This window comes from Neisseria subflava, assembly GCF_024205745.1.
In the GTDB taxonomy this organism is placed as follows: Bacteria; Pseudomonadota; Gammaproteobacteria; order Burkholderiales; family Neisseriaceae; genus Neisseria; species Neisseria flavescens_B.
Window position 1 is genome coordinate 1,594,541 of the sequence record NZ_CP073117.1, and the last position, 22,253, is coordinate 1,616,793.

Genomic DNA, 22,253 nt, shown 5'->3' on the forward strand with positions numbered 1-22,253 from the left:
ACAAGTGTTCAGACGGCCTTGATGACAGAGGCCGTCTGAAACAATAGGAGACATAACACATGAAATCTGTACAACAACGTTTGTCCGCTTTACGCGAAGCCATGAAAAAACATGGCGTGGACGCGTTTGTCATTCCTTCCGCCGATCCGCACCTTTCCGAATACCTGCCCGAGCATTGGCAGGCACGCCGCGATTTTTCCGGCTTTACCGGTTCGGCCGGCACTTTGGTGGTGACCGCCGATAAAGCAGGCGTGTGGACGGACAGCCGCTATTGGGAACAGGCAGGCCAACAGCTTGCGCCAAACGGCATCGAGCTGCAAAAAATGGGTGTTGATGCGCCTTATACCGAATGGTTGGCACAAAATCTGCCCGAGGACGCAGTGGTCGGCGCGCCTGCCGATATGTTCGCACTCAGCGGCGAGCGCGGTTTGAAACAGGCACTTGCCGCTAAAAACATCCGCCTCGAATATCCTGAAACCTTGTTGGACGAAGTATGGGACGACCGTCCTGCATTGCCGACTCCGGAAATCTACGTTCACCATCCCGACTATGTTTCCGAAACGGCGGCCGAAAAACTGGCCCGTATCCGTGCGGCCATGAAAGAGCAGGGCGCAGATGCGCATTTGGTTTCTTCTTTGGACGACATCGCTTGGATTACCAATCTGCGTGGCGATGATGTACCGTTCAACCCTGTGTTCTTGTCCCATCTGTTTATCAGCCAAGACAAAGCCGTATTGTTTACCGATGCAGGCCGTCTGAAAGCAGAATCTGCCGAAGCTTTGAAAACGGCAGGTTTTGAAGTATTACCTTATGCGCAAGCGGCGGACTATTTGGCAGGCGTTAAGGGCACATTGCTGATTGATCCGAACAAAACTGCTGTCGGCACTTTGCGCCGCCTGCCTGAAGACGTCCGTTTGATTGAAGCCATCCACCCAAGCACATTCTTCAAATCAGTCAAATCCGATGCCGACATCGCCCATATCCGCAATACCATGGCGGAAGACGGCGCGGCATTGTGCGGCTTCTTTGCCGAGTTTGAACAAATCTTGGCAGAAGGCGGCGAATTGAGCGAACTGGACATCGACGGCATGCTCTACAAACACCGCAGCCAGCGTCCCGGTTTTATTTCGCCAAGTTTCGACACCATCGCCGGCTACAATGCCAACGCCGCCTTGCCCCATTACAGCGCGACACCGGAAAACAACAGCAAAATCAAAGGCGACGGTATGCTGTTGATTGACTCCGGCGGCCAATACTGGGGCGGTACGACCGACATCACGCGCGTGGTGCCTGTCGGTAATCCGAGTGCGGCCATGAAGCGTGACTATACTTTGGTGTTGAAAGCGCATATTTCTCTGGCGGAAACCATTTTCCCTGAAAACATCAAAGGCCCGATGATTGATGCCATCTGCCGCAAATCGCTCTGGCAGGCGCAATGCGATTACGGTCACGGTACAGGTCATGGCGTGGGCTATTTCCTCAATGTGCATGAAGGTCCGCAAAGCATTGCCGTTGCCGCCGTGCCGCAACCGCATCACGCGATGAAGTCAGGCATGCTGACTTCCAACGAGCCGGGTCTTTACCGTCCGGGCAAATGGGGTATCCGTATCGAAAGCCTGGTAATCAACCGTCCGGTTGAAAACCCCGAGGAAACCGAGTTCGGCAAATTCCTGTATTTTGAAACCGTTACCCTCTGTCCAATCGATACGCGCCTGATCGATACCAAACTGATGACTGGCAGCGAAATCGAATGGCTGAACCAATATCACGCCGAAGTGCGCCGCCGTCTTGAGCCTTTGACAGAAGGCGCGGCCAAAGCATGGCTGATTGAACGCACCGAACCTTTGGCGCGTTAACGTGAAAGGCCGTCTGAAACGGCGGATACAAAGTTTCAGACGGCCTTATAACAACAATTATCTAAAAACTAAAAAAAAACCTTACCCGACTCCGAATAAAAACAATAACCCGGTCGGAATAGAGAGAGAAACCGGCGCGGCGACGTTACAGATGCCTGCTGCCATTCATCCGATTTCCGCTTCAGGTCAGCTTGTTTTCACGAGTCCGGTATGTTCAGACAGGACAGCCTGATTATGTTGAAATTCATCATCAAACGGATATGTGCTTCCATCCCGACCATGCTGGTGTTGATTACCGTATCTTTTTTCCTGATGCGGCTTGCACCGGGTAGCCCGTTCACAGGTGAACGCAATTTGCCGCCTGCGGTCATGGCCAACATCGAAGCCAAATACCACCTCAATGACCCGATGTACCTCCAATATTTCCACTACCTCAAGCAGTTGGCGCAGGGGGATTTGGGGCCGTCGTTCAAATATAAAGATTTCAGCGTTAATGAGTTGCTTGCCCAATCCCTGCCGGTATCGGCAGAACTTGGCTTCTACGCCTTTTTGATTGCCGCCATCTTCGGCATGTTTATCGGCATTATCGCCGCCTTAAAACAAAACAGCTGGCTGGATTATTCGCTAATGAGCGGCGCGATGACCGGTATCGTCGTTCCCAGTTTTGTGATGGCGCCGGTATTGGTGCTGGTGTTTGCCGTCAGACTGCAATGGCTGCCTGCAGGCGGCTGGAACGATGGCGCACTGATGAACTTGATTCTGCCTGTCGTTACTTTGTCCATTGGGTATGTGTCCAGTATCGCGCGGATTACGCGCGGCGCGATGATTGAAGTATTGAACAGCCCCTTTATCCGTACGGCACGCGCCAAAGGCCTGCCCATGAGCCGCATCATCCTGCGCCATGCTCTGCGTCCCGCCATGTTGCCGATTGTTTCTTTCTTAGGCCCGGCATTCGTCGGCATCATTACCGGCTCCATTGTGATTGAAAACGTGTTCGGTATTCCCGGCATCGGACAATTGTTTGTCAATGGCGCGCTCAACCGCGACTACGGCATGATTTTGGGTTTGACGATTTTGGTCGGCATCATGACCATTTTGTTCAACGCCATCCTCGATATTCTGTATGCCATTATTGACCCGAAAATCCGTTATTAATCCCATTTGCGCAAAGGCCGTCTGAAACGTTCAGACGGCCTGAAGAAAGAATAAAAAGCGAGAGAGAACATTATGTTATTCAAAAAGAAGCAGACTCAGGCCCTCGCAGAGGCAGCAGAATACGCCCAAGTACACGGCAAAAGCCTGTGGAGCGACGCATGGCGGCGTTTTAAACAGAACAAAGCGGCGGTGTACAGCATTATCATCCTGTTGCTGATCAGCATTTTTGTGATTGTGGCGCCATGGATTGTCCGCTACACCTACGACTTCACCGACTGGGACAATATGCAGATTCCGCCGTCCTTTTCTACCCATCACTATCTGGGTACGGACTTGCTCGGCCGCGATTTGCTGTCGCGCGCGGCAACCGGCGGACGTATTTCCTTGCTGGTCGGTGTGGCCGGCGCATTGGTGGCCGTTGTCATCGGTACGCTTTATGGCGCGATTGCCGGCTTTATCGGCGGTAAGCTCGATTCGCTGATGATGCGCTTTTTGGAAATTTTGAACGCGTTTCCGTTTATGTTTTTCGTGATTCTGCTGACTACGTTCTTTGGCCGCAACTTGCTTTTGATTTTTGCCGCCGTGGGTTTGGTGTCTTGGTTGGACGTGGCGCGTATCGTGCGCGGTCAAACCTTGAGCTTGAAGCATAAAGAGTTTGTCGAAGCGGCGCGTGTGAGCGGCGTGGCGAAACGTAAAATCGTAACGCGCCACATTATTCCGAATGTTTTGGGCGTGGTGATGGTGTATGCCTCTTTGCTGGTGCCGGGCATGATTATGTTTGAATCCTTTTTGAGCTTCTTGGGTTTGGGTGTGCAAGAGCCGATGACCAGTTGGGGTTCGATGTTGCAAGAAGGTGCGATTTCGATGGAGGCCGCACCATGGCAGCTGCTCGTGCCGAGTTTCTTCTTGGTAACCACTTTGTTCTGTTTCAACTTTATCGGTGACGGCCTGCGCGATGCGCTCGACCCGAAAGACCGCTAAACCACAACCAAAAGGATAATCAAAATGACAAAACAGTTACTGGTTGTAGAAAATCTGGACATCAATTTTGAATTGCATGAAAAAAACGTGCACGCCGTGCGTAATGTCAGCTTTAAAGTGGCAGAGGGCGAAACATTGGCTTTGGTCGGCGAGTCCGGTTCGGGCAAGTCTGTAACATCTATGTCCGTTATGCGCCTACTGCCTGAGAAATTTGCCCGATACAGCAAAGATTCACGCATTACTTTTGACGGTATTTCCATTTTGGATGCAGACGAGAAAACCCTGCGTGATTTGCGCGGCAACCGCATCAGCGTGATTTTCCAAGAGCCCATGACCTCGCTCAATCCGTTTATGCGTATTGGTGCGCAGCTGATTGAAGCGGCGCGTGTGCACAATAAAAAGCTCGGCAAAAAAGAAGCCGGGCAGAAGGCATTGGCATTGTTGGAACGTGTGGGCATCAAAGAAGCCGAGCGCCGCATGAAGCAATATCCGCACGAGTTTTCCGGCGGTCAGCTGCAACGCATTATGATTGCCATGGCACTCATTAATGAACCTGACCTGCTGATTGCCGACGAACCGACCACGGCTTTGGATGTGACCATTCAAGCCGAGATTCTCGATTTGCTCCACGATTTACAACAGCAAATGGGCATGGCGATTATCTTCATTACCCACGATTTGGGTTTGGCGGAACACTATTCCAAAACCGTCTGCGTCATGCGTAACGGCGAAATTGTCGAGCGCGGCAAAATCAAAGAAGTATTTGCCCATCCGAAACACGAATATACCGCTGAACTCATCAATGCCATTCCAAAAGGTATGAAAGAGCCGGAAGAAAACAACGCCGGTGTGTTGATCGATGCCGACAATGTCAATGTTTCTTTCGTATTGAAGCAAAACTTTTTCGGCAAACCACTCAAAACTTTTGACGCTGTCAAAGGCATCAGCCTCAAAATTAAAGAAGGCGAAACATTGGGCGTCGTCGGCGAGTCCGGTTCCGGCAAATCCACGCTGGGCAAAGCCGTCATGCAGATGCTGCCTTATACCGGCCATATCTCCTTTGAAGGCAAAGATCTGAAAAACTATACCGCCGAAGAAGCACGCCGTCTGAAATCGCAACGGCAGATTGTGTTCCAAGATCCGTTCGGTTCGCTTTCACCGCGCCTGACTGTTGGCGAAATTATTGGCGAAGGTTTGACGGTTCATCATCCTGAAATGACCAAAAAAGAACGTATCCAGCGCGTTTTGGAAGTCATGAAGGAAGTGTCCCTGCCGCTTGATGCGCTCAACCGTTATCCGCATGAATTCTCAGGCGGCCAGCGTCAGCGTATCGCTATTGCACGCGCCGTTATCCTGCGCCCGAAATTCATCCTTTTGGACGAACCGACCTCTGCACTTGACCGCTCCGTACAATCCAAAGTGGTCGAACTTTTGCGCGATTTGCAGAAGAAATACGGCCTGACTTATATGTTCATCAGTCATGATTTGTCTGTCGTGCGCGCCGTCAGCGACAACGTGATTGTGATGAAGCAGGGCGAAATGGTTGAGTACGGCAGCGCGGATCAGATTTTCCACCATCCGCAAAACGACTACACCAAACGTTTGATTAACGCCGCATTTGATTTGTAGAAAAGGAAAAGGCCGTCTGAAAAGAGATTTTCAGACGGCCTTTTTAAGCAGAGGCTTTTTTTCATCTAATTAGCGCTGCTATTGCCTATGCCTGTGCGGCATCCAATGCCTGCGCCAAGTCGGCAAGCAAATCGTCGATATGCTCGATACCCACGCTCAGGCGTACCATGTCGGGGCTGACGCCTGCTGCGGCGAGTTCTGCATCGTCAAGCTGACGGTGGGTTGTTGTAGCAGGATGGGTAGCCAGCGATTTGGCATCGCCGATATTCACCAAGCGCAGGAAGAGTTGTAGTGCGTCAATGAACTTCGCACCGGCTTCACGACCGCCTTTAATACCGAAGCTCAGCAAACCTGAGGCTTTGCCGCCGTAGTCGCGGTCAATCAAGGCTTTATACGGACTGTCGGGCAGGGCAGGATAGTTTACCCATTCGACCTGCGGATGTTTATTTAAGAATTCGGCTACTTTTAGGGCGTTTTCGCAATGACGTTCCATACGCAGGGCGAGGGTTTCCAAACCTTGAAGCAGTAAAAATGCGCTGTGCGGAGACAGGGCGGCACCGGTATTACGCAGCGGGACGACGCGGGCGCGGGCAATGTAGGCTGCCGCACCAAAATGTTCGCAGTAGTTTACACCGTGGTAAGACGGATCAGGCTGATTGAAGTTTTTTTCAAAACGCGGATTGCCTGCCCATTGGAATTTGCCACTGTCGATAATGGCACCGCCAATCGTTGTGCCGTGGCCGCCGATGTATTTGGTCAGGGATTGGATAACGATGTCGGCGCCGTGCTCAATCGGGCGGAATAATGTGGGCGTAGCGACGGTATTATCTACCATTAAAGGCAGACCTTGAGCGTGTGCGGCTTGGGCGAATGCTGGGATATCGACGACATTGATGGCGGGATTGCCGATAGATTCGCAATACACCAGTTTGGTGCGGCTGTCGGTATTGGCGGCGATTTCTTCGGGTTTGGCCGGATCGATAAAGCGTACTTCTATGCCTTGGCGCGGCAGGCTGTGGGCAAAGAAATTGTATGTGCCGCCGTAGAGGGTTTTGGTTGCAATGATGTTGTCGCCTGCTTCAACCAAAGTTTGAACGGCATAGGTAATTGCCGCCATACCGCTGGCAACAGCCAGTGCGGCGATACCTCCTTCCAAACGGGCAACGCGTTCTTCCAAAACGGCAGTGGTTGGATTCATGATACGGGTGTAGATATTGCCCGCAACATCAAGGTTGAACAAGTCTGCGCCGTGTTGCGTGTTGTCGAAAGTATAGGAAGTGGTTTGGTAAATGGGGACAGCAGCAGATTTTGTAGTCGGTTCGGATTGATAGCCTGCATGCAGGGCAATGGTTTCCCGTTTCATTTAAATATCCTTGTAGCGATTAAATAATGATAAATAGAGGCCAGCAGATTCGGATTTGAAGGGCAAACTTTCCATAACGGAAAAGTTTGGATGCAGCAACATACGGCCTTTCCTATAAGAAAGATTACCATGAGCGACACGCAACTGATCCAAGAAGAACGATACCACATTCAAGACCTGTCCTGCCACCACACCATCATCGAATGACACCCCATCATGCTACCATTTGCTGCGACCTCCTCTAAAGATAAAAGCGACGGCAGTACTTTGTGGCAACATCTCAGAATATGTAGCAAATCCTACCGTAAACGATAAGGAAGCACACGGACCTGAGGCAAAATGCACGATCGCGTCGGTATAGAAAACGCCTCTCCATTGTCGAGCAAAAATTCCGCATTGGTGATGGGTAGGTCGATACCCTTGACGGCAAAGATTAGAAAAGCGGAGACCTTTGCAAAAATCCCCCAAATTCCTAAATGTCTGGGTAGGACTTTAGGAATTTGGGGGAATTTTAAAGGTATTAGGCCGTCTGAAACCGCGTTATAGAAAGTTTCAGACGGCCCTTGGGTATTCTTTGGATTTGAAAATAAAAAAGACTTGAATCGTCAAGTCTCGCATTTCATTTTCACTAGATAAAAAATATCAAGAATGGCGGAAGCGGTGAGATTCGAACTCACGGAGGGCTATCAACCCTCGACGGTTTTCAAGACCGTTGCATTAAACCGCTCTGCCACGCTTCCATTCTTGAAGCCGTAATATTAATGGAACTTACGGCCTTTGCCAAGAGGTATTTTAGAAAAAATATCTAGGATTCTGTTTTTATTTAGATTGTTCTTCGCGCATGAATACCCATTCGGCTTCGTTTGAAGCTGCTTCATTGAATGAATAGCCCTCGTAGTCGAAATTTTTGAGCATTTCAGGCTCGGTAATGCCGTGTTCTGCCGCGTAGCGCACCATCAAACCGCGTGCACGTTTGGCGTAGAAGCTGATGATTTTGTATTTGCCGTTTTTCTCGTCTTTAAAAATCGGCGTAATCAGGCGTGCGTTGAGTTTTTTGGTGTTGACGGATTTGAAATATTCTTGTGAGGCGAGGTTGATTAAAACGTCGCTGCCGGCTTGCTTCAGTGTTTGGTTGAGCAGGTCGGTAATTTTATCGCCCCAAAATTCGTAGAGGTTTTTGCCGCGCGTGTTGGCAAAGGCCGTGCCCATTTCCAAGCGGTAGGGCTGCATCAAGTCGAGCGGGCGCAATACGCCGTATAGGCCGGAGAGCAGGCGGACGTGTTGTTGCAGGTAGTCGATTTGTTCCGGTTTGAGCGTATCGGCGGCGATGCCTTCATAGACGTCGCCGTTGAACATAAATACGGCCTGTTTGGCGTTTTCAGGCGTAAACGGCGTGTGCCATACGGCATTGCGTTCGGCGTTGAGCAGGGCGATTTTGTCGGAAACATGCATCAGCTCGGCGATTTGTTGAGGGGCAAGCTGGCGCAACTCCTGCATCAGGATTTCTGCTTCGGGCAGAAGGTCGGGCTGGGTAAAGCTGCTGACGGGGGAGGGGTCTTTTTCGTTGAGGTTTTTGGCTGGGGATAAGACAAAAAACATAATAATTTCGGCTTTGAAATGAATAATATGTGGGATTGTAGGTTTAAAATCGGGGAAGAACAAGACGGGATAAACGCATTAATTGAATGCTTTTATTGAAACGTATTTCTGTTGAAAGTAAAATTCGAAGCTTCCACCTGATTCTGACATTTCTATTTGAGGAGAATATCATGTCTAAAACCATTATCCATACCGACAAAGCCCCTGCCGCGATTGGGGCATACAGCCAAGCAGTGCGTGCAGGCGATACGGTTTATATGAGCGGTCAGATTCCTTTGGATCCGGCTACGATGACTGTGGTCGGCGATGGCGACTTCCGCGCCGAAGCAGTGCAAGTATTTAAAAACCTGCAAGCCGTAGCCGAAGCGGCAGGCGGTTCTTTGAACGATATCGTCAAACTCAATGCTTATTTGACTGATTTGGCCAACTTTGCCGTATTCAATGAAGTGATGGCTGAATTTATCGAACAGCCTTTCCCTGCGCGTGCGGCGGTTGGCGTGGCTAGCCTGCCTAAAGGTGTTCAGGTTGAAGCAGAAGCAGTATTGGTTTTAAATGCATAATTGATGTTTTCAGACGGCCTGGGCTGGGCTTGAGGCCGTCTGAAAATAATAACAACGGAAAACAATAATAATGGCACATTACGCAATCGGAGATATTCAAGGCTGTTTTGACGAGCTGACTTTGTTGCTTGCCAAAATCGGCTTTAATCATGGTACGGACACCCTTTGGCTGGTCGGCGATATTGTTAATCGCGGCCCGAAGTCCTTGGAAACCTTGAAATTTGCCAAAGAGCATGACAGCAGCGTGCAAATGGTTTTGGGCAATCATGATTTACATCTTTTGGCAGTCGGTTGCGGTGAAGGAACGCTCAAGCGCAGTGATACGGTTGAGCCGATTTTGACCCATCCCGATAGTTATGCCATGCTTGACTGGCTGCGTCATCAACCGCTTTTGGTGCGCGGCGTCAGGCATGTGATGGTGCATGCCGGTATTTTGCCGCAATGGTCGGTTGATAAGGCCGAAAGCCTTGCCCGTGAAGCTGAGGATGAATTGCAAGGTAAAAAATACAGGAAATTTTTTGGTAAAATGTACGGCAACAAGCCGACCGAGTGGACGGATGATTTGACAGGCTATGAGCGCCTACGCATGATTATCAACGTCTTTACCCGTATGCGTGCGCTGACATACAAAGGCGAATTGGATTACGAATATAAATCCACTTTGAAAAAAATGCCGCTTTACCTGCGCCCTTGGTTTAAAGCGCCCGATAGGCAGAATTTGGATTATATTACCGTGTTCGGACATTGGTCGTCATTGGGCTACGTTAATACCGATCAGGTCATTGCTTTGGATACCGGAGCATTGTGGGGCGGAGAGCTGACAGCGGTCAATTTGGATACCAATGAAGTGATACAGGTACCGTCCTTGGGCGGATTGGATTGGAAAACGGCATTGAAATAGTTTGGATAAGATAAAAGGCCGTCTGAAATGTTTCAGACGGCCTTTTGTATTAGTTAATCCAAAGAAGGCAGGAGTTTATCCGGATTCATAATGCCATAAGGGTCAAGCTGATTTTTGATGGCATGCATCAGAATGAGTTCGGCCTGTGTACGCACACGGGGCAGCCAATGTTTTTTGATGATGCCTACGCCGTGTTCGGCGGCAATCGTACCGTGGCAGGCAAGGATGTTTTCATAAACAATGGTATTGACGGTGTCTTCGTATTGGTAGGCTTCGTTGCTCAATACGTTGGGCAGGAATGTATTGTAATGCAGGCTGCCGTCGCCTAAATGTCCGAAACAGACAATTTGTATGCCGGGAAAGCAGGTTTCCAAGGCAGGGGCGCATTGGCGGACAAAGGCGGCCACTTGAGCGATAGGGACGGCGATGTCGTGTTTGATGCTGGTGCCGAGTTTGCGTTGGGAGGCGGAAATATTTTCACGCAAGGTCCATAAGTCGGAGCGCTCTTGCTCGGATTGCGCCAAGATGCTGTTTTCCCATCCGTTTTGATAGAGAAATTCGGCAAGCTTTTCATCCAGTCCGGCATCAGGAACGGAATCTGCAAGTTCTATCAAAATATGCCATTCCGCATCAGCAGGCTTTTTGAGTTGGCTGAATTCCGAAGATAAATCGAGGGCAAAGCGGCTGATCAGCTCGAAGCTGGTCAAGCGCTCGGCAAAATGGCCTTGCACCTCAGTTAAAAGCGAGACGGCGGATTCAATATCGTCTAAACCTACCCATGCGGTCGCTTTGGTTTTGGGCTGGGCAAAGAGTTTGAGTGTGGCGGCGGTAATGATGCCTAATGTTCCTTCGCTACCGATAAAAAGATGGCGCAAGTCGTAGCCGGTCGTGTTTTTGTGCAGGGGCTGAAGGTGGGAAACCAGTTCGCCGTTTGGTAAAACGACTTCCAAACCCAATACCAAATCACGCATGCTGCCGTAACGCAAGACATTCAAACCGCCGGCATTACAGGCGATATTGCCGCCGATTTGGCAAGAGCCTTCGCTGGCAAGGCTGAGCGGAAACAGTCGTCCGGCTTCGGCTGCTGCCTTTTGAGCATTCTGCAAAATCACGCCTGCTTCAATCGTCATGCTGTTGTCGGCAAGATTGATATCGCGGATGCGGTTGAGCTTGGAGAGATTAAGCAGTACACCTTCGCTGGTTACCGTTGCGCCGCATAATCCGGTATTACCGCCTTGCGGGGTAACGCGGATGCGGTTTTCAAAACAGAAACGCATGATTTTCTGCACGCTTTCGACAGAGTTTGGCTGTAAGACAATATCCGGCGAAGAAACAAAACGGCGGCGTTGGTCGTTTAACAAGGTCGGAGTGGCTTCGATGATTTCAGAGGCAGAAAGAAACTCAGCAAAACGGTCGTGAAGGTGCATGGCAGTCAGGCGGAAAAGTCAGGAAGGAGGATGTGAAGAATGTAAAAAAGCAGGATACGCAATGGTATCCTGCTTTTCTTATATTCAAAAGAATATTATTTAGCAGCTTCAGAAGCAGCAGAAGCAGCAGCTTCAGTAGCAGATGCAGCAGCTTCGGTAGCAGAAGCAGCGGCTTCAGTAGCTTCGGTAGCAGCAGAAGCGGTAGCTTCGGTAGCAGATGCAGCAGCTTCAGTAGCAGAAGCAGCGGCTTCAGAAGCAGCAGAAGCAGCAGTTTCAGCAGCTTTATCAGCACCGCCACAAGCGGCCAAAGCTAAAGACAACAAAGCAGCAGCGAACAGAGATTTTTTCATTTTTGAGGACCTTTTTTAAATCGATTTAAACATTTAAACTAAAAATAGCCGTCAAACGGCCTGTACAGTAGAAATTCATTGCTGAATTTTTGTTATTATGCCCCACGGGGTGGGCCAATGCAACGTTGCTTAACCGTTTGCGGACTAAAATCAATACAAAATTAGCGAAAATAATGTAAATCAGGGAGGCAGGTAAAAAATCATCTAAAAATATTCATAATTAATGAACTTTTAAAAAGTTGTTTATATTCAATAATTTGATTATTTTTAACTGTTGTTGGTTTTAAGGATTTAGAATGTTTTTGCGTTTGGGGAAATTTTTGTAATTTAGCAACTTTGTGTTGTGAAAAAGCAACTTTTATGGATTGGAATCATTCAATTTGGTTTTTTATATGGGCTTTTTTGGTTTTGTTGTGTTTGCCAAAAGTATTTGTTTAAGGTAAACCGATTGTTGAGCTACAGCTGTGATAGAATAGCCTGAACTTGACTTTTAAATATTGATTAAGGACGACATGATGTCTATTGTTAAAAATTCCGTAGTTTCCCTGCATTATGAAATGTACGATGCAAACAACCAGCTGTTGGACAAAACTGAAGAGCCGATTGCTTACCTGCATGGCGGTTATGACGGTATTTTCCCTTTGGTGGAAGAAGCGTTGCACGGCAAAAATGTAGGCGATACCGTTGAAGTGGCTTTGTCGCCTGATGATGCTTTCGGCGAGCAAGATCCTGAGCTGGTGCGTATTGAAAATGTAAGCGTGTTCCCTGTTGAAGTCGAAGTCGGCATGATGTTTGAAGCCGATGATCCGGAAACCGGCGATGTATTGATTTATCGTGTAACCGATGTTGCCGACGGTAAAGCCGTAGTGGACGGCAACCATCCTTTGGCCGGTATGAAAGTATTGTTCAAGGCGACCGTTGAAGGTGTACGCGATGCGACTGAGGAAGAAATTGCCCACGGTCACGTACATGGCCCGCACGGTCATCACCACCACTAATCAGGCTTGAAGCATGGTAAAGGCCGTCTGAAAAGGAATGAAACCTTCCTTTTCAGACGGCCTTTAAGTTTTTACAAAACAGATAAATAGGAAATTTTGGCGCAGGTCAAATCAAACAGGGAAATATGGATTTTGTTAGAGACTACAATAAATTACATATAACGGTGCGACAAAATCTGTATTAAGATTCAGATATTGGTAAAACAGGCAGAATGCAATGAGTGAAACATTGGAGCAGCAGGCTGTAAAGGCCGGTATTGATTTGGGCTACCACGACATCAACGGTACATATCATGCGACCAAACCTGAAGTTTTGGAATTGATCGTTGCTGTTTTGGACAAAAGCAAACCGGATTCAGACGGTCTTTATCTGAATACGATGGTTGCGCATGAAAACGGCGAAGAATCTTTACAGATGCCGTCTGAATTTCATGGTGCGGAAGCGGTCGTATTGATTGATGAGGCGGATGAGTGCCAGAGCTTGACTTTATATCCGGGCGACAACAATACGCTTTGGATTAAGCTGCCCCGATTGGCTTGCGGTTATTACACTTTGTCGGCCGAGACCGGCGGCAAATGTTGCCTTGTACGCCTGATTGTTGCGCCTGAATCGGTTTACCAACCCAAACTGCTTGCCAATGGCGGTCGGATGAATGGTTTGACCATGCATTTGTATAGCCTGCGTTCCAAGCGCAACTGGGGCATAGGCGACTTTACCGATTTGCTGGACCTGATGAAATATGCGGCGGAGAAAAAGCTGGATTTTGTCGGTATCAACCCTTTGCACGCCTTGTTTACCAGCAAGCCTGCCTTTGCCAGCCCGTATAGCCCTTCTTCGCGCGAATGGCTTAATCCGATTTACTTGGATATCGAGAAAGTCGGTGCGTTTACTTATAACGAACAACTGAAAAACTGGCTGGCACAACCGAAAATCCGTCAGCGCATCGCCGCTTTGCGTGTTACGGAAACGGTGACTTATACGGCGGTTTGGGCATGTAAGCGTGATGCGCTGCATATGGCGTTTAACGTGTTTGAACAAGATACTTGCGAAGCTGCGGCAAATGAACGCGCTGCATTTGAAGCATTTGTTACGGAAAAAGGCAAAGCTTTGCGGGGCTTCGGTTTGTTTGAGGCTTTGGATCAGTATTACAGCCGTCCCGGACAAGTGGGCTGGCAGTCATGGCCGTCTGAATTTCATCAGCCTGATGGCGAAGCAGTAGAAAAATTTGCGCGCAGTCATGAGCGGGAAATCCGTTTTTATATGTGGCTGCAATGGCTTTGCGCGGAGCAGTTGCAAGAAGTTAACCAAGCTGCTGCCGAATACGGTGTCAAGCTTGGTATTTACGGCGATTTAGCAGTCGGCGTGGCGCGAGGCAGCGCGGATACTTGGTTAAACCGTCAAGATTATTGTATGGACGTATCGGTCGGTGCGCCGCCCGATCCTTTGGGGCCGACAGGGCAGAATTGGAATTTGCCGCCGCTTAATCCGTCGATGTTGAAACATACGGGCTATGAAAAGTTTGCCCATTTGTTGCGCGAAAACATGCGCCTGTATGGCGTGTTGCGGATTGACCATGTGATGGCATTGTGTCGTTTGTGGTGGGTTTTAAACGATAAAACAGCAGATTTCGGCGCATATGTGCATTACGATGCCGAAGTGACTTTTGCCATTTTGGCTTTGGAAAGCCAGCGCAACCGTTGCGTCATCATCGGCGAGGACTTGGGAACGGTACCCGATCAAGCGCGTTATCTGCTCAACCGTTATCAAGTGTTTTCCTATAAAGTGATGTATTTCAGCAAGGGCTGGAGCGGTTTCCAATTACCTGAAGAATACCCCGAGCAGGCGATTACAGTTATCAGCACCCATGATGTCGCGCCCTTGGCAGGTTATTGGACAGGCAAAGATTTGGATACGATGTTCAAACTCGGTACTTTGCCTGATGCAGCCGCTTTTCAGACGGCCTTGGACGAGCGCGAACACGATAAAGCCGATTTGCTGGACAAATTGAAATATACCGGCTGTCTGGGTGCGGACGTACAAATGCCGGCAAAAGCCGATGAAACCTTGCTGGCGGCTTTGCACAAATACGGCGCATTGAGCCGCAGCAAGCTTTACGCCGTACAACTGGAAAACTTGCTGGGCGTCATTGACAATTTGAATGTCCCCGGCGTAACGGACGGCTATCCGAACTGGGCGCAAAAAATGCCGGTTTCTTTGGAAGATTTCCCACAACACCGCCTCATGGGCGGCCAACTTGCCATTATTGACGAGGTACGCATGAAAACAAACAGCCAAATCAAGGCTTATCATGAACTTGACCAAATCGAGCGCGATACGGTCGAAAGCCTGTTTCTTGCCACTCACAGCGACTTGTTCGCTTATCTGGGACGACACCGCCTTGCAGAGGGCGATGAAGTAGTGCGCGTTTTGATTCCCGGCGCAGTAAGTGTGGATATTGTGAACCGCCGTAGCGGCGAACTCATCGTGCCGTCTGAAAAAATTGATGAACGTGGTTTCTTTGTGGCTGTTTTGCCCGATGATGCACCCGATTACGCTTTGAGTATCCGTTATACCGAAGACTCCGAGCCTGTGATTGAAGAAGACCCTTATCATTTCGGCTCTGCGTTGCAAGACATGGATTCTTGGCTGTTGGCCGAAGGCAAGCACCTGCGTCCTTATGAGATTTTAGGTGCGCATTTTGCCGAGTTGGACGGCGTGAAAGGAGTACGCTTTGCCGTATGGGCGCCAAATGCGCAACGCGTTTCCGTTATCGGCGAGTTCAATAACTGGGACGGCCGCCGCCATGTGATGCGTTTCCACCGCGACAACGGCATTTGGGACATCTTTATTCCGGCAGTCAAACTCAATGCCCTCTACAAATTTGAAATCCGCGATGCCAACGGCGATGTACGCGAAAAAGCCGACCCGTATGCTTTCGGTGCGGAACTGCGCCCGACTACGGCATCTATCGTGCGCGGCTTGCCTGACGAAGTGGAAGAACCGGCTTTCCGCGCCCGTGCCAACGCCATTGATGCGCCGATCAGCATTTATGAAGTGCATTTGGGTTCATGGAAACGCAATCCGGAAAACAATTTCTGGCTGACTTACGAAGAGCTCGCCAAAGAGCTGGTGGCATACGTCAAAGACATGGGCTTTACCCATATCGAGTTTTTGCCTGTTTCTGAATATCCGTTTGACGGCTCATGGGGCTATCAGGCAACCGGTTTGTATGCACCGACCAGCCGTTTTGGTTCGCCGGAAGAATTGCGCGCACTGATTAAAGCTGCGCACGACGAGGGCATCAGCGTTATCCTCGACTGGGTAGTCGGCCATTTCCCGACCGACGATCACGGTCTGGCCAAGTTTGACGGCACCGCGCTGTACGAACACGCCGACCCGCGCGAAGGCTACCACCAAGACTGGAACACCCTGATTTACAACTTCGGCAGAAACGAAGTGAAAAACTTCCTGCAAGGTAATGCCCTGTATTGGATAGAACGTTTCGGCTTTGACGGTATCCGCGTTGATGCGGTTGCTTCGATGATTTACCGCAACTATTCACGCAAAGACGGCGAGTGGATTCCGAACCAATACGGCGGCCATGAAAACCTCGAAGCCATCGCTTTCCTGCGTGATACCAACACTATGTTGAAAGAGGAAGTTCCGGCAGCGACTGAAATCGCTGAAGAATCCACATCATTTGCCAATGTAACCCGCCAAGAAGGTTTGAACTTCAGCTTCAAATGGAATATGGGCTGGATGAACGATACTTTGCGTTACATGATGGAAGACCCCATCAACCGCAAATACCATCACAACAAAATGACCTTCGGCATGATGTACCAGTACAGCGAAAACTTTGTCCTGCCGCTTTCACACGATGAAGTCGTGCACGGCAAACGCTCGCTGCTCGGACGTATGCCCGGCGACTGCTGGCAACAATTTGCCAACCTGCGCGCCTACTACGGCTTTATGTACGGCTTCCCTGGCAAAAAACTCTTGTTTATGGGTAACGAGTTTGCACAAGGCCGCGAGTGGAACTACAACGAAGGACTGGATTGGTTCCTGTTGGAGCAAGAGGGAGGCTGGCACAAAGGCGTACAAGACTTTGTGCGCGAGTTGAACCATGTCTATAAAGACACCGCGCCGCTTTACCAATTAGACCAATGGCCTGAAGGCTTTGAATGGCTGGTTGCCGATGACGGCGACAATTCTGTATTCGTTTTCGAGCGACGCGACCGCGAAGGCAACCGCGTTATCGTGATCAGCAACTTCACGCCTGTGGTGCGCGAAGGCTACCGTTTCGGTGTGAACTCTGCCGGCGAATACCGCGAAATCCTCAATTCAGACGACCTGCATTACAAAGGCAGCGGCGTTTCTGCCGGCGCAACGGTGGAGACAGAAGAAGTTTGGTCGCATGGCAAACCAAACTCCCTGTCTGTTACCGTACCGCCGTTGGCAACCGTGTACCTGTATCAGGCGGCAGTCAAAGAAGAAGCGTAAATCAACTTTGAGGGTGGGCATTATGCCTGCCCAATCAGCTGAAAATTAAAAGATAGTGATATCAATATGACTCAAGGCCGTCTGAAAGATTTTCAGACGGCCTTATATTGGACACGAAACCAAATACATACCAAGGAATCATTCTATGTCTGCCAAATCATGGCATATCGAGGAAGGCAAGCCTTATCCCATGGGCGCGACCCTGACAAGTAAGGGTGCAAATTTCACTTTGTTTTCCATCAATGCCGAAAAGGTCGAATTGTGTCTGTTTGATAAGGATAAAGAAACCCGTTTGGAGATGCCTTCGCGGCGCGGTTCGGTATTTTACGGATTTGTGCCGGACGTTAAGGCGGGGCAGCGATACGGTTTCCGCGTGTATGGACGTGAAAACGCAGAATACGGCTCATGTTTTAATCCCAACAAATTGCTGATTGATCCGTATTCCAAAAAAATTGACGGCAAACCAAGCTACCGTACCGCCGAAGAAATGGCATGGTTCAGGCCGGAAGATGAACGCGACAATACCGCCGTTGCACCGAAAAGTGTCGTGATCGGACGCAGCCGATTTAATTGGGCCAAAGATTGCCGTCCGGAAATACCGTGGGGCAAAACCATTATTTATGAAGCCCATGTCAAAGGGTTTACCAAGCAGTTCCCCGATTTGAAGTACGCAGGCACTTATAAGGCCTTGAGTGATAAACGGGTTTTGACCTATTTGCAAGAGTTGGGGGTGACGACGGTCGAGTTGCTGCCGATTCATTATCATCTGGACGAATACCATCTTCAGCAGATGGGCTTGAGCAATTATTGGGGTTACAACACTTACTCCCATTTTGCCGTTGAGCCGTCTTATGCCGATAATCCCGAGCGTGCGGCGGCAGAGCTGAAACAGGCGGTTAAAGCCCTGCATCAGGCGGGTTTGGAAGTGATTTTGGATGTCGTGTACAACCACACGGCAGAACAGGACGACAAAGGCCCGATGCTGTGTCAGCGCGGTATCGACAACACTTTATGGTATTGGCACACCTCTTACGGCAGCTATGAGAACTGGTCAGGTTGCGGCAATACGCTCAATATTGTCCGTCGCGACGTTACCCGTTGGGCGGCAGACAGCCTGCGCTATTGGGCTGAAGAGTTTCATGTTGACGGCTTCCGATTCGACTTGGGAACCGTATTGGGACGCGAACCCGATTTCCAATCATATGGCCGTTTTTTCCAAGTCCTGTATCAAGACCCGGTATTGGCCGGTTTGAAGCTGATTGTCGAAGCATGGGACATCGGCGAGGGCGGCTATCACTTGGGCAATTTCCCGCAACCTTTTGCCGAATGGAACGGCCGTTTCCGCGATGATATGCGCGCGTTTTGGTCGTGGGAAAGCGGTAATTTAGGTGCATTTGCCGAACGCTTGGCCGGGTCGTCCGATATTTTCAACCACAGCGGCCGCCGACCGTCTGCCAGCATCAACTTCATTACCGCACATGACGGCTTCACTCTGCACGATTTGGTCAGCTACAACGAAAAACACAACGAAGCGAATGGTGAAAACAACCGCGACGGGCATAATGAAAACATCAGCTACAACCACGGCGTAGAAGGCGAAACCGATGATGAAGAGGTTTTGCTCAACCGCGAATACACGTCCAAAGCGTTGCTTGCCTCCTTATTTTTATCCAACGGTACGCCCATGCTGTTGGCCGGCGATGAGTTCGGCAACAGTCAGCAAGGCAACAACAACAGCTACTGCCAAGATAATCCGATTACATGGTTGGATTGGCAAAATGAGTCCCATGCGTTGCAAAATTACACTCAAGAGCTGATACGTGTCCGCAGCCAAATCAAGCTGCTGACAGATGATTGTTGGTGGGAAAAAGAGCGTGTGCAATGGCTCAATGCCGATAGCAGCCCAATGACCGAATATTGTTGGCACAACAGGGGCAGTAAGGCGATTCAGATCGTTTTGGATGATGAGTGGCTGCTGTTGGTAAATGCCAAACGTAGTCGTCAGTTATTTAATCTGCCTCAAGGTAATTGGAAAATTTCTTGCGTACCATCAGAGAAATTAAATTACGAAGAATCAGGGAAATGTGTTGTTGAGCATATGGGGATTTGGATTTTGCATAAAACAAATTAAATGAGAATTAAACTATTGTTTGATTAACTCTTTGATATGTTGTTGGTATTTGTTCATTTTTGGCTTCGTGGTATAAATCGAAAATGCCGATGATATGATTGATGGGTTAGTTGTTAATTAAATGTTTTATAAAGAAAAAAATATCCTTTTTTTAAATCTTTCCGCTATAATTCCTTGTTGTGTAACAAACCTACGCGTCATTCCTTTCAGACGGCCTGTTACCGTTGTCAGGCCGTCTGAAAACCGAGTTTCGTTGTTTTTAATAAAACCATCAGGCGCGTTGTCCAGTGCCTCACGCTAGAGAAAGGCTTCCATGGCTAAGAAAAAACTCCCTATCTCCGGTTACGATTACGTAATGCCTAAACCGGACGCCGAAACCATCCGTAAATCCATCGTTTACAAGCTGATTTTCATCTTGGGCGTAGATCCGAAGGAGGCAACTTCACACCAATGGCTCAACGCCGCCATGCTTGCCGCGCGTGACCTGATTGCGGAAGATTTCCTCAAAACACGCCGCGCCCACATCGACAACAGCAAACGCATGGTTTATTACCTGTCTATGGAATTCCTGCTCGGCCGTTCGTTTGTCAACGCGCTGATTAACGAAGGCGTTTACGCCGAATTTGAAGAGGCCTTCAAGCAACTGGGCAAAGAATTTGCCGATGTCTGCGAACAAGAAGAAGATCCGGGTTTGGGTAACGGCGGTTTGGGCCGTTTAGCCGCCTGCTTCCTCGACTCTTTGGCAACCCTGCGCATTCCGGCCATGGGCTACGGTATCCGTTACCAATACGGTATGTTCAAACAAGAAATCGTGGATGGCCAACAAGTCGAAAAACCCGATTTGTGGCTCGACCAAGATTTGGCATGGCAGTTTGCCCGTCCGAACAAACAATATTCCATCCGTTTCGGCGGTCACGTGTTGAACTTGGGTGACAAAAAAGAATGGCAGCCGAGCGAAGAAATTTCCGCCTGGGCATACGATGAAATCATTCCTGGCTATGGCGGCGAATGTGCCAACCCATTGCGCTTGTGGACTGCACACGCAGGCAACCTGTTTGACCTTGCCGACTTCAACCGAGGCGACTATGCCTCTGCCGTTCGCGCACAAAACAGCGACGAAAACATCTCACGCGTTCTGTATCCGAACGACTCTACAGAATCCGGCCGCGAATTGCGCCTGAAACAAGAATACTTCTTGGTTTCCGCTTCCGTTCAAGACATCGTTGCACGCCATAAATGTCGTTTCCCAAGTATCCGCACTTTGGCAGACGAAGTCGCCATCCACTTGAACGATACCCATCCGGTGCTCGCCATTCCAGAATTGATGCGCATCCTGATTGACGAAGAGGGCATTGCATGGACTGAAGCATGGAATATGTGCTGTAAGATTTTCTCTTACACCAACCACACATTGATGAGCGAAGCCTTGGAAACCTGGCAGGTTGACCTGATGGGCCGTCTGCTGCCGCGCCACTTGGACATCATCTTTGAAATCAACGCTTACTTCCTCAATGCCTTACGCGCCATCGGCAACTTCGACGACGACTTTGTCCGCCGCGTATCCATCATCGACGAAACCCACGGCCGTCGCGTCCGCATGGCATGGCTTGCCGTAATCGGTTCGCACAAAGTCAACGGTGTGGCAAAAATCCACTCTGATTTGATGACCACATCCATCTTTGCCGACTTTGCCAAAATATTCCCGGAACGCTTTACCAACGTAACCAACGGCGTAACCCCACGCCGCTGGATCAACATCGCCAACCCGGGCTTGACCAAATTCTTGGACAAACATCTGGGCGATGAAGACTGGCGTTTGCATTTGGACAACCTGGCCAAGCTCAACGACAAAGTGGACGATGCCTCCGTACAGGCAGAATTCGGCGAAGTGAAAAAAGCCGCCAAAGAGCGCCTTGCCAAATACATCGAAAATGAGCTGGGCATCAAAGTTAACACTGATGCACTTTTCGACATCCAAATCAAACGTATCCACGAGTACAAACGTCAAGCATTGAACGTGATGCACATCGTCGACCGCTACAACAAAATCTTGGAAAACCCGGATTTCGATTGGCAGCCGCGCGTGTTCATCTTTGCCGGTAAAGCCGCTTCCGCCTATTACATGGCGAAGAAAATCATCCGACTGATTAACGACGTTGCCAAAGTCATCAACAACGACACCCGTATCCGCGACCTGATTAAAGTCGTTTACATCCCAAACTACAGCGTCAGTCTTGCCCAAATCATCATTCCTGCCGCCGATTTGCACGAACAAATCTCACTGGCGGGTACAGAGGCATCCGGTACCAGCAACATGAAATTTGCCCTCAACGGCGCAATCTGTATGGGTACACTGGATGGCGCGAACGTTGAGATTTTGGAAAAAGTCGGCGCGGACAACTGCTATATCTTCGGTAACACCGTAGAACAAGTCGAAGAAATCCGCCGTAACGGTTACGACCCGTTGAGCTATATCGAGCGAGACAGCGACCTGCGCCGCGTCGTCAACCAAATCAGCCAAGGCACTTTCTCTCCGGAAGAGCCAAATCGCTACAACGACGTGTTGCAACCATATGGCGATTTCTATCAACTGATGGCGGATTTCCGCAGCTACATCGACACGCAATACAAAGCGGACGAACACTACCGCAACGTATCCGCATGGCGCAAATCAGCCTTGATCAACATCGCCAACATGGGCTTCTTCTCATCCGACCGCTCCATCGCCGACTACTGCCGCGATATTTGGTACATCAAACCATTGAGCGAAAAAGAACTGCCCGGCAAAAATTAAGCGTT

General features: G+C 49.5%; 14 protein-coding genes, 1 tRNA gene and 1 pseudogene. 11 read left to right on the top strand and 5 right to left on the bottom strand.

The window, feature by feature from the left end; translation table 11 throughout:
* The first annotated feature begins 59 nt into the window (after positions 1–59).
* The 4 genes from KCG55_RS07645 to KCG55_RS07660 all read left to right on the top strand — a co-directional run bounded on the left by KCG55_RS07645 (position 60) and on the right by KCG55_RS07660 (position 5,621).
* Positions 60–1,856: an aminopeptidase P family protein gene (locus KCG55_RS07645; protein ID WP_254322652.1), complete on the top strand. Its 1,797-nt coding sequence runs from the start codon at positions 60–62 to the stop codon at positions 1,854–1,856.
* Positions 1,857–2,090: 234 nt separating this feature from the next.
* Positions 2,091–3,011 carry an oligopeptide ABC transporter permease OppB gene (gene oppB, locus KCG55_RS07650; protein ID WP_254323653.1) on the top strand — a complete coding sequence of 307 codons (921 nt, stop codon included), beginning with the start codon at positions 2,091–2,093 and terminating at the stop codon, positions 3,009–3,011.
* A 72-nt stretch (positions 3,012–3,083) separates the two neighbouring features.
* Positions 3,084–3,992, top strand: coding sequence for an oligopeptide ABC transporter permease OppC (oppC, locus tag KCG55_RS07655; RefSeq protein WP_003683112.1), 909 nt, complete (start codon positions 3,084–3,086; stop codon positions 3,990–3,992).
* Between the two features lie 24 nt (positions 3,993–4,016).
* Positions 4,017–5,621: an ABC transporter ATP-binding protein gene (locus tag KCG55_RS07660; protein WP_003680913.1), complete on the top strand. Its 1,605-nt coding sequence runs from the start codon at positions 4,017–4,019 to the stop codon at positions 5,619–5,621.
* An 85-nt stretch (positions 5,622–5,706) separates the two neighbouring features.
* On the opposite strand, the gene KCG55_RS07665 is transcribed toward KCG55_RS07660, so the two are convergent.
* The gene (locus tag KCG55_RS07665) at positions 5,707–6,984 is read right to left on the bottom strand and encodes an O-acetylhomoserine aminocarboxypropyltransferase/cysteine synthase family protein (RefSeq protein WP_254322653.1); all 1,278 of its coding nucleotides are present in this window, start codon (positions 6,982–6,984) and stop codon (positions 5,707–5,709) included.
* Between the two features lie 194 nt (positions 6,985–7,178).
* On the opposite strand from KCG55_RS07665, the pseudogene KCG55_RS07670 reads away from it, so the two are divergent.
* Positions 7,179–7,388, top strand: a pseudogene (locus KCG55_RS07670) (IS30 family transposase); the annotation flags it as partial.
* Between the two features lie 245 nt (positions 7,389–7,633).
* Here the strand turns inward: KCG55_RS07670 and KCG55_RS07675 are convergent.
* Both KCG55_RS07675 and yaaA read right to left on the bottom strand, forming a co-directional pair.
* Positions 7,634–7,724 (bottom strand) — tRNA-Ser (locus KCG55_RS07675).
* Between the two features lie 79 nt (positions 7,725–7,803).
* Entirely contained in the window at positions 7,804–8,583 is a 780-nt protein-coding gene (gene yaaA, locus KCG55_RS07680) for a peroxide stress protein YaaA (RefSeq protein WP_254321675.1), read from the bottom strand.
* A 170-nt stretch (positions 8,584–8,753) separates the two neighbouring features.
* Between yaaA and KCG55_RS07685 the strand changes: the two genes are divergently transcribed.
* Entirely contained in the window at positions 8,754–9,143 is a 390-nt protein-coding gene (locus KCG55_RS07685; RefSeq protein WP_036472307.1) for a RidA family protein, read from the top strand.
* A gap of 70 nt (positions 9,144–9,213) precedes the next feature.
* On the top strand, positions 9,214–10,044 hold the full coding sequence (locus tag KCG55_RS07690; protein WP_254322654.1) for a symmetrical bis(5'-nucleosyl)-tetraphosphatase: 831 nt from the start codon (positions 9,214–9,216) through the stop codon (positions 10,042–10,044).
* Positions 10,045–10,097: 53 nt separating this feature from the next.
* On the opposite strand, the gene KCG55_RS07695 is transcribed toward KCG55_RS07690, so the two are convergent.
* Both KCG55_RS07695 and KCG55_RS07700 read right to left on the bottom strand, forming a co-directional pair.
* Positions 10,098–11,471, bottom strand: coding sequence for an FAD-binding oxidoreductase (locus KCG55_RS07695; protein ID WP_254322655.1), 1,374 nt, complete (start codon positions 11,469–11,471; stop codon positions 10,098–10,100).
* 95 nt (positions 11,472–11,566) lie between these two features.
* Entirely contained in the window at positions 11,567–11,821 is a 255-nt protein-coding gene (locus KCG55_RS07700) for a hypothetical protein (protein WP_049335545.1), read from the bottom strand.
* Between the two features lie 515 nt (positions 11,822–12,336).
* Here KCG55_RS07700 and KCG55_RS07705 point away from each other — a divergent pair.
* The 4 genes from KCG55_RS07705 to KCG55_RS07720 all read left to right on the top strand — a co-directional run bounded on the left by KCG55_RS07705 (position 12,337) and on the right by KCG55_RS07720 (position 22,248).
* Positions 12,337–12,819 carry an FKBP-type peptidyl-prolyl cis-trans isomerase gene (locus KCG55_RS07705; protein WP_254322656.1) on the top strand — a complete coding sequence of 161 codons (483 nt, stop codon included), beginning with the start codon at positions 12,337–12,339 and terminating at the stop codon, positions 12,817–12,819.
* A gap of 217 nt (positions 12,820–13,036) precedes the next feature.
* Positions 13,037–17,323, top strand: coding sequence for a 1,4-alpha-glucan branching protein GlgB (gene glgB / locus KCG55_RS07710; RefSeq protein WP_254322657.1), 4,287 nt, complete (start codon positions 13,037–13,039; stop codon positions 17,321–17,323).
* A 145-nt stretch (positions 17,324–17,468) separates the two neighbouring features.
* Complete coding sequence (gene glgX / locus KCG55_RS07715) at positions 17,469–19,454, top strand: glycogen debranching protein GlgX (protein ID WP_254322658.1); 1,986 nt, start codon at positions 17,469–17,471, stop codon at positions 19,452–19,454.
* Between the two features lie 313 nt (positions 19,455–19,767).
* The gene (locus KCG55_RS07720) at positions 19,768–22,248 is read left to right on the top strand and encodes a glycogen/starch/alpha-glucan phosphorylase (RefSeq protein ID WP_254322659.1); all 2,481 of its coding nucleotides are present in this window, start codon (positions 19,768–19,770) and stop codon (positions 22,246–22,248) included.
* Positions 22,249–22,253: the final 5 nt, after the last annotated feature.

Excerpts from the sequence above, each read along its gene's own strand:
- KCG55_RS07660 (WP_003680913.1), top strand. The coding sequence starts at position 4,017 with ATGACAAAACAGTTACTGGTTGTAGAAAATCTGGACATCAATTTTGAA.
- KCG55_RS07695 (WP_254322655.1), bottom strand. The coding sequence starts at position 11,471 with ATGCACCTTCACGACCGTTTTGCTGAGTTTCTTTCTGCCTCTGAAATC.
- KCG55_RS07720 (WP_254322659.1), top strand. The coding sequence starts at position 19,768 with ATGGCTAAGAAAAAACTCCCTATCTCCGGTTACGATTACGTAATGCCT.
- KCG55_RS07645 (WP_254322652.1), top strand. The coding sequence starts at position 60 with ATGAAATCTGTACAACAACGTTTGTCCGCTTTACGCGAAGCCATGAAA.
- oppB (WP_254323653.1), top strand. The coding sequence starts at position 2,091 with ATGTTGAAATTCATCATCAAACGGATATGTGCTTCCATCCCGACCATG.
- oppC (WP_003683112.1), top strand. The coding sequence starts at position 3,084 with ATGTTATTCAAAAAGAAGCAGACTCAGGCCCTCGCAGAGGCAGCAGAA.
- KCG55_RS07685 (WP_036472307.1), top strand. The coding sequence starts at position 8,754 with ATGTCTAAAACCATTATCCATACCGACAAAGCCCCTGCCGCGATTGGG.
- KCG55_RS07700 (WP_049335545.1), bottom strand. The coding sequence starts at position 11,821 with ATGAAAAAATCTCTGTTCGCTGCTGCTTTGTTGTCTTTAGCTTTGGCC.
- glgX (WP_254322658.1), top strand. The coding sequence starts at position 17,469 with ATGTCTGCCAAATCATGGCATATCGAGGAAGGCAAGCCTTATCCCATG.
- KCG55_RS07665 (WP_254322653.1), bottom strand. The coding sequence starts at position 6,984 with ATGAAACGGGAAACCATTGCCCTGCATGCAGGCTATCAATCCGAACCG.
- KCG55_RS07690 (WP_254322654.1), top strand. The coding sequence starts at position 9,214 with ATGGCACATTACGCAATCGGAGATATTCAAGGCTGTTTTGACGAGCTG.
- KCG55_RS07705 (WP_254322656.1), top strand. The coding sequence starts at position 12,337 with ATGTCTATTGTTAAAAATTCCGTAGTTTCCCTGCATTATGAAATGTAC.
- yaaA (WP_254321675.1), bottom strand. The coding sequence starts at position 8,583 with ATGTTTTTTGTCTTATCCCCAGCCAAAAACCTCAACGAAAAAGACCCC.
- glgB (WP_254322657.1), top strand. The coding sequence starts at position 13,037 with ATGAGTGAAACATTGGAGCAGCAGGCTGTAAAGGCCGGTATTGATTTG.